This is a genomic window from Pseudomonas sp. B33.4, from assembly GCF_034555375.1.
Lineage (GTDB): Bacteria > Pseudomonadota > Gammaproteobacteria > Pseudomonadales > Pseudomonadaceae > Aquipseudomonas.
Genome location: NZ_CP140706.1, coordinates 5,398,673 through 5,411,023 on the forward strand (window position 1 = coordinate 5,398,673; position 12,351 = coordinate 5,411,023).

Below are 12,351 nucleotides of genomic sequence, written 5' to 3' on the forward strand. Positions count from 1 at the left end.
AAAAGCTCCGGAAAGCAAAAAGTCGGGCCCGATCAGTGAGCCGCGAAGGCGCGCAGTATACCTGTGCGCCAAGGTTGGGCACCTGAAGATTTGCAGCGCACGCCGAACGGTTTACAGGTAACTGATGGTGACGATGCCTTTGTCGGTCGAGGTCTTGAGTGCTTCGTAGCGCATGGAAATCGGCATCGACTGATGACTGCAAGCGTTGCGATCGGTGTCGACATCGACTTTCACACCGGGCTTGATTTCGATCTGGCGAGACTCACGAGACGCAAACGCCCCGACCGGTCCGACCTGACAGCCCGAGTCAACGATTTGACCGGTGAAGCGGATCTCGCCGGATTGACTGGCAGGCGCTGCAAACGTAGTGAGTGGAAGCAAGAGAAGTACGCAGGGCAGTACGGTTTTCAGCTTCATTTCAAGACACTCCCGGAGTGAGGCCCAGAGAAGGTCTGGGCTACACATTATTTATCCGCGTGCAGGGACGGATCTTGAGAAGCGTAGTGGGTAAATAAGTCCCTGATTGGGACTGATCGGTCCCTTTTTGGGACTGCTCAACAAAAATGGCCGTTAGAGATGGGGTGCCCAATCAGACGCCTTCGCGAGCAGGCTCGCTCCCACAGGGGGACTGCGTTTCAAACGGTGGGAGCGAGCCTGCTCGCGAAGAACGATGACGCGGTGTTAAGACGGATTACGTTTGTGGATCAACCCGGTCCAGCGCCCGGTTTACCGCGAGCTCGGCAAGCATGACGATCTGCTGGATCGCCAGCGCCGTACTGCGCTGCGGACGACTGAGCTGATCAGCCAGATCACCGGCCATGACATTGGCTGAAGCCAGCGATTCACAGGCGTGGGCGAGCAGGCTTTCGGTGTCGATGTTCGGATGGATGAGGAACATCGTGCTGGGCTGACGCGGTTTAACCGGTTCGGGGCAGAGGTAGAAATCGAGAGCGCGCTTGATGGCTTCGCGGGTTTTGAGCTGGTCGTCGGCGCGGATGGCGTCTTCGAGTGGGGTTGTTTCGATGGGCGGATCGGGTACGGGCTTAGTCATGGAATGTTCCTAATCAAGGCCAACACATGCCGTTTCTCACGCGGCGGAGTGGTGGCAGCTATGTGCGGAGTGAGAAACCGGTAGGAACAAGCCCGGCCGAACCGAAGTTCGCCCGCACACAGCCGCCATAAAAATTGCAGGGCAGCAAATAGCCGGCGGCAATTATGGTGGTACTGGTGTTGGATTAACAGTTCCTACGGGCTCTCACACCCGATCGCCGAGTTTTCGGCGACAACCAAAGACTAGAGAGCGCACGCCCGACGGACAACCTGAAAACCTTGTGGGAAGGTTCTGGTTATTTGACACAAATTTAAACAGCCAAAAGCCAACCCTCACCCTAGCCCTCCCGAAACGTCGGACCGCCCGTAGGGAGAGGGGACTAACCGTGGTGTTTGGGCGAAGTACGCCGACGTGAAATACCGAGCTGAACGCAGATTCTGAAACAGATCAAAAGCCCCTCACCCTAGCTCTCTCCCAGAGGGAGAGGGGACTGACCAAGGTGTTTGGGCGAGCTACGCCGACGTGAAATACCGAGCCGAACTCAGATTCTGAAAAGCACACAAATCGGCCCCCTCTCCCCCGGGAGAGGGCTGGGGTGAGGGGAAAATCCACCACAAAAACCAAAGCCGTACGCGCCGTGCTCTTCACCACTCAATAGGCCGAGTGTCAGCTCGCCTGCTCTTGATCTTGATCTTGATCCACGGGCGACGTCGGAAGGCTGAGTGGAGGGATTGATCCGGGCGTGGGAGCGCAGCGACCGTTTGGCGCAGCCAAACACAGCGAGAGGAGGTGCAGCGAAGCAAACCGTAGGCGCTGCGCCCGGATCGATCCCGCAGCGAAGGAACCCCGAGCCCCAGCGAGCGGGCCGCACGCAGGAGCAAGCCTTTTGGGTTACCTTTTCGGCGTTTGGAAAAGGTGACCCGCCGTAAGGGCGGAACCGTAATCAGCAACACCCGCAACAACGGATATGTACCCAGTGAAACTGACAGCGCCGACAGCTAGCCGTCACCCTCCTGACCCCCAAACAAGTTTATAACTACCCAACCTGCCCAAACTCCAAACCTCCGGCGCCCACCCCGCATGCGAATCCAAAAGAACAAAGCCCTGCTCGCCACCCTATTGATCGTCCTCGCAGGCGCAGGTCTGTGGTACGCCCTGAAACCCGCCCCGACCAAACTCGCCACCCCCACCGCCATCCCCGTGCGAGTCATCGCGGTCAGCGCAAAAGACGTCCCCCGCTACACCAGCGGCATCGGCTCCGTCCTCTCCCTGCACAGCGTCGTGGTGCGCCCACAAATAGACGGCATCCTCACCAAAATCCTCGTCAAAGAAGGCCAACTCGTCAAAACCGGCGACCTGCTGGCCACCATCGACGACCGCTCCATCCGCGCCAGCCTCGACCAGGCCCGCGCCCAACTGGGCGAAAGCCAGGCGCAACTGCAAGTCGCCCTGGTCAACCTCAAGCGCTACAAACTGCTCACCGTCGACGACGGCATCTCGAAGCAGACCTACGACCAGCAACAAGCCCTGGTCAACCAACTCAAAGCCACCGCCCAAGGCAACCAAGCTTCCATCGATGCAGCGCAAGTACAACTTTCCTACACGCAAATCCGCTCCCCGGTCACCGGCCGCGTCGGTATTCGCACAGTCGACGAAGGCAACTTCCTGCGCATGACCGACACCGCCGGCCTGTTCACCGTCACCCAGATCGACCCGATCGCCGTCGAATTCTCGTTGCCGCAGCAAATGCTGCCGACCCTGCAAGGCCTGATCAACGATCCGCAGCGCGCACCGGTCAAGGCCTACATCGGCGCCGACACCGACGGCGAAACCGGCAACCTGCTCGGCGAAGGTCATCTGACCCTGATCGACAACCAGATCAACGCCAACACCGGCACCATCCGCGCCAAAGCCGAATTCGCCAACGCCAGCCAGAAGCTCTGGCCCGGCCTGCTGGTCACGGTAAAAATTCAGACAGCCCTAGACAAAGATGCGCTGGTGGTTCCGCCCACCGTCGTACAACGTGGCCTCGACCAACACTTCGTTTATCGGGTCAACGGCGACAAGGTCGAAGCCGTGCAAGTACAGATGATTTACCAAGGCAGCGGTCAGGACATCATCAAAGGCGTAAAGGCCGGTGACGTGCTGGTCACCGATGGCCAGTCGCGGCTTAAACCCGGCTCGACCGTACAGGTCATGAGCGAGCCGCCGCAGGTGGTGCAAGCGGAGCCGAAGCCATGAAGGCGCACAAAGGCGTCTCCACGTGGTGCATCGATCACCCGGTCGCCACAATCCTGCTGACCATCGCTTTGGTGCTGGTCGGTTTGATTGCCTTCCCGCGCTTGCCAATCGCCCCACTGCCGGAAGCGGAATTTCCGACAATTCAGGTGTCCGCGCAGTTGCCCGGCGCCAGCCCCGACACCATGGCCTCGTCCGTGGCCACGCCACTGGAAGTGCAGTTCAGCGCCATCCCCGGCATGACTCAGATGACCTCAAGCAGTGCGCTGGGCTCCAGCCTGCTGACCCTGCAATTCACCCTCGATAAAAGCATCGACACTGCTGCGCAGGAAGTCCAAGCGGCGATCAACACCGCCGCCGGCAAGCTGCCTAAGGACATGCCGACGCTGCCCACCTGGAAGAAGGTCAACCCGGCCGACAGCCCGGTGCTGATCCTCAGCGTCAGCTCGACGCAAATGCCCGGCACCGAACTCAGCGACCTGGTGGAAACCCTGCTCTCGCGTCAGATCAGTCAGATCGACGGCGTAGGCCAAATCAACATCACCGGTCAGCAACGTCCGGCGATTCGCGTGCAAGCCTCGGCAGACAAACTTGCGGCGATCGGCCTGACCCTCGCCGACATTCGTCTGGCGATCCAGCAGACCAGCCTCAACCTGGCCAAAGGTGCGCTGTACGGCGAGTCAAGCATCTCGACGCTGTCGACCAACGACCAGTTGTTCCACCCCGAGGACTACAGCCAACTCATCGTTTCCTACAAGGATGGCGCCCCGGTTCACCTGCGCGATGTCGCCAAAGTCGTCAACGGTTCGGAAGATGCCTACGTGCAAGCGTGGGCTGGCGATCAACCCGGTGTGAACCTGGTGATCTCGCGCCAGCCCGGCGCCAACATCGTCGAAACCGTCGACCGCATTCAAGCCGCCCTGCCCGGCCTCGAAGCGATGTTACCGGCGTCGGTGCAGGTGAAAACCCTGATCGACCGTACGCAGACCATTCGGGCCTCGTTGCATGAAGTCGAGATCACTTTATTGATCGCTATCCTGCTGGTGGTCGCGGTGATGGCGCTGTTCCTGCGCCAATTGTCGGCGACCTTGATTGTGTCGGCGGTACTCGGTGTGTCGTTGATCGCCAGTTTCGCCCTGATGTACATCCTCGGTTTCAGCCTGAACAACCTGACATTGGTGGCGATCGTCGTCGCCGTGGGATTTGTGGTCGACGATGCCATCGTCGTGGTGGAAAACATCCACCGGCATCTGGAGGCCGGCGACGATATGCGCGAGGCTGCCATCAAAGGCGCCGGCGAGATCGGTTTCACCGTGGTTTCGATCAGTTTCTCGCTGGTGGCGGCGTTTATTCCGCTGCTGTTCATGGGCGGTGTGGTCGGGCGACTGTTCAAGGAGTTCGCCCTGACCGCGACCTCGACCATCATGATTTCCGTGGTGGTGTCGCTGACCCTGGCGCCGACTCTCGCTGCATTGTTCATGCGCAAACCGGTGCATCACGCCCACGACAAACCGGGCTTCAGCGAACGCCTGCTCGGCTGGTACGAGAAAGGTTTGCGCCGTGCCCTCGCCCATCAGAAATTGATGATCGGCGTATTCGGTTTGTCACTGGCGCTGGCCATCGGTGGTTACATCTTTATCCCGAAAGGTTTCTTCCCGGTGCAGGACACCGGTTTCGTCCTCGGCACCACCGAAGCGGCTGCGGATATTTCCTACGGCGACATGGTGAAAAAACACTTGGCCATGGCCGAAATCGTCGCCGCCGATCCGGCGGTGCAGGCGTTCTCACACTCGGTCGGCGTATCCGGCAGCAACCAGACCATTGCCAACGGCCGTTTCTGGATCGCCCTGAAAAAACGTGGCGACCGTGACGTCAGCGCCAGCCAGTTCATCGACCGTATCCGTCCACAACTGATGAAAGTCCCCGGCATCGTCCTCTATCTGCGCGCAGGGCAAGACATCAACCTCAGCTCCGGCCCGAGCCGCGCGCAGTATCAATACGTGCTGAAGAGTAACGACGGCGCAACCCTCGCGACATGGACGCAACGCCTCACGGAAAAACTGCGCAGTAACCCGGCGTTCCGCGACATTTCCAACGACCTGCAACTGGGCGGCAGCATCACCCACATCAGCATCGACCGCAGCGCTGCCGCACGTTTCGGCCTGACCGCGAGCGATGTCGACGAGGCGCTGTATGACGCCTTCGGCCAACGGCAGATCAATGAATTCCAGACCCAGGTCAACCAGTACAACGTGATTCTGGAGCTGGACACCAAACAGCGCGGCAAGGCCGAAAGCCTCAACTACTTTTACCTGCGTTCGCCGCTGAGTGGCGAGATGGTGCCGCTGTCGGCGCTGGCCAAATTCGACGCGCCGACCATTGGTCCGTTGTCGATTGCCCACGATGGCATGTTCCCGGCCGCCAACCTGTCGTTCAACCTCGCGCCCGGCGTGGCGTTGGGTGATGCGGTAATTCTGCTCAATCAGGCCAAGGCCGAGATCGGCATGCCCACCGCGATCAGCGGCAATTTCCAGGGCGCGGCGCAGGCGTTCCAGAGTTCGCTGGCCAGTCAGCCGTGGCTGATTCTGGCGGCGCTGGTGGCGGTGTACATCATTCTTGGCGTGCTTTATGAAAGCTTCGTGCACCCGCTGACAATTATTTCGACGCTGCCGGCGGCAGGTTTGGGCGCAGTAATCATGCTGTGGATCTGCGGCCAGGACTTTTCGATCATGGCCTTGATCGGGCTGGTGCTGCTGATCGGTATCGTCAAGAAGAACGGCATCCTGATGATCGACTTCGCCCTCGAAGCCCAGCGACACCGAGGCCTGTCACCGCAGGAGGCGATTTTCGAGGCGTGCATCACGCGGTTCCGACCGATCATCATGACCACCCTCGCCGCCCTGCTCGGCGCCCTGCCGCTGATGCTCGGTTACGGCACTGGCGCCGAACTGCGCCAGCCGTTGGGGATCGCGGTGGTGGGCGGTTTGCTGGTCAGCCAGATGCTGACGTTGTTTACCACTCCGGTCATATACTTGTGGCTTGAGCGACTTTTCCATAGACCCAAACCTGCGCCCCTGCCGGCGTTGGCGACCACAGACTGAGGCAGGGTCATGCGCGTTCTGATTATCGAAGACGAGGAAAAAACCGCGGACTATCTGCACCGCGGTCTGACGGAACAGGGTTACACCGTGGATCTGGCCCGCGACGGCGTCGAGGGTCTGCATCTGGCGCTGGAAAGCGACTACGCGGTGATCGTCCTCGACGTCATGTTGCCGGGCCTCGATGGCTTCGGCGTGCTGCGCGCATTGCGTGCGCGCAAGCAGACCCCGGTGATCATGCTCACCGCCCGCGAGCGCGTCGAAGACCGCATCAAAGGCCTGCGCGACGGCGCCGACGATTACCTCGGCAAACCGTTCTCCTTCCTCGAACTGGTCGCACGTTTGCAAGCGCTGACCCGGCGCAGCGGCGGGCATGAACCGGTGCAAGTGAGCATCGCCGACCTGTGGATCGATTTGATCAGCCGCAAGGCCACCCGCGCCGGCACGCGTCTGGATCTGACGGCCAAGGAATTTTCGCTGCTCAGTGTCCTCGCCCGCCGCCAGGGTGAAATCCTCTCGAAAACCGCGATTGCCGAGATGGTCTGGGACATCAATTTCGACAGCGATGCCAACGTCGTCGAAGTCGCGATCAAACGCCTGCGCGCCAAGCTCGACGGGCCGTTCGACGAGAAACTGCTGCACACCATTCGCGGCATGGGTTATGTGCTGGAGAGCCGTGGTGTCCAGTAACTCGATTGCCCTACGTTTAAGCGGCATGTTCACGCTGGTGGCGCTGCTGGTGTTTCTGTTGATCGGCGGCGCGTTGTACCAGCAGGTCGACAAAGGCTTGGGATTGCTCCCGGAAGCCGAGCTGGATGCGCGTTACAGCGTGCTCGAATCGGCGCTCAATCGCTTCGGCACGCCAGAGCACTGGGTGAAGATCAACGCCAAGTTGAAGCTGCTTGGCGAGGAAGACAAACGCATTCGGTTCTGGGTGGTGAGTGGCGATCCGGGTTACGAGTATGGTCAGCCCGATGCGGCGATTCGCGCGTTCGCTCAAGGCCCGTTGGGCATGCATGACCTGCAGTTACCCGACCATCCCTATCCGCTGAAAGTGTTGCTCACCGAGCTGCCGGCCAAGGATCAACGTCCGCCGCTGCGCTTCATGATCGGCATCGATACCGAGACGTTTCATGAGACTCAGCACAATCTGTTGATCGCGCTGATCGGGCTGGCGATTGTCGGTGTGTTGATGGCCTCGGCGCTGGGTTATTGGGTGGCGCGGATTGGTCTCAAGCCACTGATCAAACTGTCCCACGAGGCTCAGCGATTGGCGCCACCACTACGCGCCGGGCGCTTGCGTTTGTCACCGCTGCCACCGGAGCTTGAGCAGTTTGTCGACTCGTTCAATTCGACGCTGGAACGGGTTGAACAGGCCTATTCGCGACTGGAGTCGTTCAACGCCGACGTCGCCCATGAGCTGCGTTCGCCGCTGACCAATCTGATTGGCCAGACGCAAGTGGCGCTGACCCGTGGGCGCTCTGCCGAACACTATTTCGAGGTGCTGCAATCCAATCTTGAAGAGCTGGAACGGCTGCGTTCGATCATCAATGACATGCTGTTTCTGGCCAGTGCCGATCAGGGTAACAAGGCGACTAAACTGACTTCGACGTCGCTGGCCGATGAAGTGGCGACGACGCTGGAATATCTGGATTTCATTCTTGAAGATGCGCAGGTTGAAGTGCAGGTCAGCGGTGATGCGCTGGTGCAGATCGAGGTCGCGCATTTGCGCCGGGCGTTGATCAATTTGTTGAGTAATGCGGTGCAGCACACCGGCGCGGGTCAGGTGATCGAGGTGCGCATTGAGGTTGAAGCGCACCAGGTGAGTATTGGTGTGGCCAACCCGGGATCGCCGATTGCCAGCGAGCATTTGCCACGCTTGTTCGAACGGTTTTATCGGGTGGATGCGTCGCGTAGCAACAGTGGTAATAACCATGGGTTGGGGTTGGCGATCGTCAAGGCGATTGCGCTGATGCATGGCGGGGATGTGTTTGTGCGCAGTGATCGGGGGATGAATACCTTCGGGATTTATTTGCCGGTCTGAAAAGCCCCTCACCCTAACCCTCTCCCAGAGGGAGAGGGGACTGATTGGGGGATGCTGCAAATGTGCACCGACCTGATCTTGATTCACCGAATCCATAATCGACTCGATCTTTCAGGTCGATGTACAGCGCCAGACACCTCGGTCAGCTCCCTCTCCCTCCGGGAGAGGGCTGGGGTGAGGGGGTGATTTTTGCTCTTGCTGTAACAGTCATTTATGAAAATCACGCTGTTTCCCAACGCCCGGCAACCTTATCTTTGCCCGCACCAAACAGCACTCGCCAAGCGAGAAGGTTTTCAAGATGTCCAACAGTATGGGTATTGCCAGCGCGTTCGTTTTGTCCTCATTGATCCTGTCGCCAATGGCGATGGCCGAAGAATCGCAGTCGTTCGTGGCGCACAACGTCGCTCGCGCTCAGGCCTACGATCAGTATCAGGCCGAAGTGATGGCCAAGGCACAAAACGCCTCGCAAGCCCCGCAGGCTGCCACTTCCCAGGCCCAAGCGGCCGAGAAAGACAGCTGAGTCGCGCACCGCGCCAACGTTTCCCTCGACGCGGTTGTTTGGCTCTTCCCGTTCAACCGTCGTCATTCCAGGCCGCTGCCTTTCAGCGGCCTTTTTTCGTTGTGGTCTGAAAGCCGTTTGGTTCGTCTGTAACAACAAGAAACATCACGCCCCTCAGGACATTGAGGGGCCAGTTGACCCAAGGAGCTCCATCGCAAGTGCGTTACCCAGTCCGCTTCTCTCCGTTGTTCATTGCAATTGCCGCAACGATTGCCCCTGCCGCTCACGCCGACGAGCCTGCCAAAGAAGGTTTCGTCGAAGGTTCGAGCCTCAACCTCAACGCCCGCAACTACTACATGAATCGCAACCGCTTGCAGAAAGCGGACGACAACATCGAGTGGGGCCAGGGCTTTCTTGGCATTTTCAAGTCGGGTTACACCGAAGGCACGGTCGGTTTCGGTATTGATGCCCACGCCATGCTCGGGCTGAAGCTCGATGGTGGTGGCGGCACGGACGGTTCGAGCATCCTGCCGGTCAGAGAGAATGGCGGCAAAGCGCCGGGGGCTTTTTCCACCGCAGGTGGCACGCTGAAAATACGTGCGTTCGATACCGAGTTGAAGGCCGGAGACCTGTTCCTCACCAACCCGGTCATCGCTGGCGGTGACACGCGCATGCTGCCGCAGACGTTTCGTGGTGTGAGCCTGACCAACCACAGCTTTGATGGCTGGTTGATCGAAGGCGGTCAGGCCAGTTTCACCAAGCCGTACAACCAAAGCGGCCACACGCGCATTGGCACTTCCTACGGCACCTTGGCTGACGGCGACGAGAGCCAGCACCTGAACTGGGCCGGTGCGGCGTGGAGCGGCGTCGAAGGTCTGACCAGCAGCCTCTACGCTTCTGAGCTCAAGGACATCTGGAACCAGTACTACTACGACCTCGACTACACCTGGCAGTTGAGCGATCTGGTCAGCCTCAATCCGGGTTTGCACTTCTATCACACGCAAGACACCGGTGATGCGCTGTTGGGCAACATCGACAACAACACCTACAGCCTGCATTTAACCGTGGGTATCGGTAACCACAGCGTCACTGCTGCGTATCAGCGGGTCAATGGCAACACGCCGTTCGACTACATCAGCCAGGGCGACAGCGTTTACCTCGACAACTCGCAGCAGTATTCCGACTTCAACGGCCCGAACGAGCGCTCGTGGAAGCTCAAATACGCTTATGACTTCGCCGGTGTCGGCATGCCGGGACTGACCTCGTCGGTCTCCTACTCGCGCGGAACAGTAGACCTGAGCAAGGTCGACACCGACAGCAAAGGCTATTCCAACTGGTACAGCGCCGACGGCCGCAACGCCAAACACTGGGAACGCGATCTCGATCTGAAATACGTCGTGCAGAGCGGTCAGGCCAAGGATCTGGCGGTGCACCTGCAATGGGCGACCAACCGTGGCGGCAACGGTTACGGCGTGATTGATTCAGATACAGATGAGTACCGCGTGATCATCGACTACCCGATCAACGTCTTCTAAGATCGGCGCCATAACACCGTCCTGATTTCAGTGATGCACCCTGTGGGAGCGAGCCTGCTCGAGAAAGCGGTCTACCATTCAACATCTATGTTGAATGACACAGCGCTTTCGCGAGCGGGCTCGCTCCCACATTGGGAATGGTTTCTGGCTTCGGCTGCAGTGTTTCGCCTACTACGCTTATAAGACTCCCCCCAACCGACAGCCCAATCATGATCGCGAGCCGTACCCCACCCGTTGCGGGCAAGACCGGACGCCCCGAGCTGCTGCTGATCTGCGGCAGTTTGCTGACCGTGATCGCGATTGTGTGCATTGTCACTTTCCTGCTGATCCGCGAGCACGCCAACGCTCGGGAATCGGCAACCCGCAGCGCCACCACCATCGCTCAATTGATTGATGCCGATGTGCTACGCACGGTCGAGTTGTACGACTTGACCCTGCAAGGCCTGATCGCCGCCGCCCAGCGCGATGACCTGCAAGATGTTTCGCCGCAGATCCGCCATCTGGCGCTGTTTGACCGCTCAACCACGGCGCGATTCAAGGGCGATATTCTGTTGCTCGACAAGCATGGGGATGTAATTGCCGATTCCTCGCGAGTCGAGCCGAAACCGGGCAACTTTGCCGACCGCGATTATTTCCTCGCCCACGCGTTCAATCGCGATGTCGGCATGTTTATCAGCCGCCCGTTCAAGACCCGTTGCGACTGCGATGAAGCCAATCAGTGGCGCATCAGCTTCAGCCGACGGATTTCCTCGGACACCGGTGAGTTCGCCGGAGTGGCCGTGGCGTCGATGAAGCTCGATTACTTCGATCAGTTGTTCAACAGCCTCGACATCGGCAAGGACAGCACGTTGAACATTATCGACAACGACGGTGTTCTGCTGGCGCAAAAGCCCTATCTGCAAAGCGATTCGATCGGAAAGAGCTTCGGCAACCGGCCCAACGTGATACGGATCCTGCGCGACAAGGATGGCAATGGCAGTTTCACCAGTACCTCGAGCATGGACCAGCAGCAGCGCCTCTATACCTATTCGCGGGTCGGCAATTTGCCGCTGACGGTGATGGTTGCACTGTCCAGCGATGAAGTGTTCGGCACCTGGCGGCGCACCGCGATGTTGATCAGCGGCGCCACGGGGGTGCTGTGCGTGGGCTTGCTATGGCTGACCTGGCTACTGGCCCGCGAGTTGCGTTTGCGCCAGCGTGCCGAGCGGGAGCTGGCGCAACTGGCTGCTACCGATGCGCTGACTGGCGTGGCCAATCGGCGAATGCTCGATCAGGCACTGCGTCATGAGTGGTTCCGCGCCCAACGCTCGGGCAAACCGATGTCGGTGATGATGATCGATGCCGATCACTTCAAGGCCTTCAATGATCGACATGGGCATCAGGCCGGGGATCAAGCGTTGCGCGAACTGGCCAAGGTGATCACGACGAACGTACGGCGACCGGCAGATCTGGTCGCGCGCTATGGCGGTGAGGAGTTTTCGGTGATTCTCGCCGAGACCGACGGTCATGGCGCGCAGCAGATTGCCGAGCATATTCGTCAGGCGGTGGAGCAGTTGCCATTGGTCGACGGGGCCGAGCGGCCGATGACGGTGAGTATTGGCATCGCGACGGGGACGGCGGCGAGTGAGATGACGCTGGAACAGTTGCTGTTTGCGGCGGACAAGGCGTTGTATCAGGCCAAGGAAGGTGGGCGGAATCGGGTGGTGGTGGCGGCCTGATAGATGTATTGGCTTCACCGGCCCTATCGCGAGCAGGCTCACTCCTACAGGGGAATGCATTCCAAATGTAGGAGTGAGCCTGCTCGCGATGAGGCCGGCCCAGGCAACACAAAAACCAAGGGCATAAAAAAAGGCCATCCGAGGATGGCCTTCAAAAAACTAGAGAGG

The 12,351-nt window shown here is 59.5% G+C and carries 9 protein-coding genes; 7 read left to right on the forward strand and 2 right to left on the reverse strand.

All coding sequences use genetic code 11. From position 1 onward, the window contains the following. Positions 1–111 precede the first annotated feature (111 nt). Together U6037_RS23750 and U6037_RS23755 are read right to left on the reverse strand one after the other, a co-directional pair. On the reverse strand, positions 112–417 hold the full coding sequence (locus U6037_RS23750; RefSeq protein WP_322844736.1) for a type 1 fimbrial protein: 306 nt from the start codon (positions 415–417) through the stop codon (positions 112–114). 274 nt (positions 418–691) lie between these two features. Continuing rightward, entirely contained in the window at positions 692–1,051 is a 360-nt protein-coding gene (locus tag U6037_RS23755; RefSeq protein WP_322844737.1) for a DUF6124 family protein, read from the reverse strand. Positions 1,052–2,131: 1,080 nt separating this feature from the next. Between U6037_RS23755 and U6037_RS23760 the strand changes: the two genes are divergently transcribed. The 7 genes from U6037_RS23760 to U6037_RS23790 all read left to right on the forward strand — a co-directional run bounded on the left by U6037_RS23760 (position 2,132) and on the right by U6037_RS23790 (position 12,183). Beyond that, positions 2,132–3,292 (forward strand): efflux RND transporter periplasmic adaptor subunit, encoded by a 1,161-nt coding sequence (locus U6037_RS23760; protein WP_322844738.1) that lies wholly within the window; start codon positions 2,132–2,134, stop codon positions 3,290–3,292. After that, positions 3,289–6,390 (forward strand): multidrug efflux RND transporter permease subunit, encoded by a 3,102-nt coding sequence (locus tag U6037_RS23765; protein ID WP_322844739.1) that lies wholly within the window; start codon positions 3,289–3,291, stop codon positions 6,388–6,390. Before U6037_RS23760 ends, U6037_RS23765 begins: the two co-directional genes overlap by 4 nt. Positions 6,391–6,399: 9 nt before the next feature. Then, positions 6,400–7,077: a heavy metal response regulator transcription factor gene (locus tag U6037_RS23770; protein ID WP_007916978.1), complete on the forward strand. Its 678-nt coding sequence runs from the start codon at positions 6,400–6,402 to the stop codon at positions 7,075–7,077. Beyond that, positions 7,067–8,431, forward strand: coding sequence for a heavy metal sensor histidine kinase (locus U6037_RS23775; RefSeq protein WP_064120504.1), 1,365 nt, complete (start codon positions 7,067–7,069; stop codon positions 8,429–8,431). The genes U6037_RS23770 and U6037_RS23775 overlap by 11 nt, the downstream gene beginning before the upstream one ends. A 298-nt stretch (positions 8,432–8,729) precedes the next feature. Then, positions 8,730–8,951, forward strand: a complete 222-nt coding sequence (locus U6037_RS23780) for a hypothetical protein (protein ID WP_322844740.1) — start codon at positions 8,730–8,732, stop codon at positions 8,949–8,951. Positions 8,952–9,148: 197 nt separating this feature from the next. Continuing rightward, positions 9,149–10,465: an OprD family porin gene (locus tag U6037_RS23785; protein WP_322844741.1), complete on the forward strand. Its 1,317-nt coding sequence runs from the start codon at positions 9,149–9,151 to the stop codon at positions 10,463–10,465. A gap of 209 nt (positions 10,466–10,674) precedes the next feature. After that, a complete protein-coding gene (locus U6037_RS23790) occupies positions 10,675–12,183 on the forward strand; it encodes a sensor domain-containing diguanylate cyclase (RefSeq protein WP_322844742.1) in 1,509 nt (502 codons plus the stop codon). Positions 12,184–12,351 lie beyond the last annotated feature (168 nt).

What these genes read in the sequence shown, in the direction of transcription:
- U6037_RS23750 (WP_322844736.1), bottom strand. Translation starts at nt 417, where the DNA reads ATGAAGCTGAAAACCGTACTGCCCTGCGTACTTCTCTTGCTTCCACTC.
- U6037_RS23755 (WP_322844737.1), bottom strand. Translation starts at nt 1,051, where the DNA reads ATGACTAAGCCCGTACCCGATCCGCCCATCGAAACAACCCCACTCGAA.
- U6037_RS23760 (WP_322844738.1), top strand. Translation starts at nt 2,132, where the DNA reads ATGCGAATCCAAAAGAACAAAGCCCTGCTCGCCACCCTATTGATCGTC.
- U6037_RS23765 (WP_322844739.1), top strand. Translation starts at nt 3,289, where the DNA reads ATGAAGGCGCACAAAGGCGTCTCCACGTGGTGCATCGATCACCCGGTC.
- U6037_RS23770 (WP_007916978.1), top strand. Translation starts at nt 6,400, where the DNA reads ATGCGCGTTCTGATTATCGAAGACGAGGAAAAAACCGCGGACTATCTG.
- U6037_RS23780 (WP_322844740.1), top strand. Translation starts at nt 8,730, where the DNA reads ATGTCCAACAGTATGGGTATTGCCAGCGCGTTCGTTTTGTCCTCATTG.
- U6037_RS23790 (WP_322844742.1), top strand. Translation starts at nt 10,675, where the DNA reads ATGATCGCGAGCCGTACCCCACCCGTTGCGGGCAAGACCGGACGCCCC.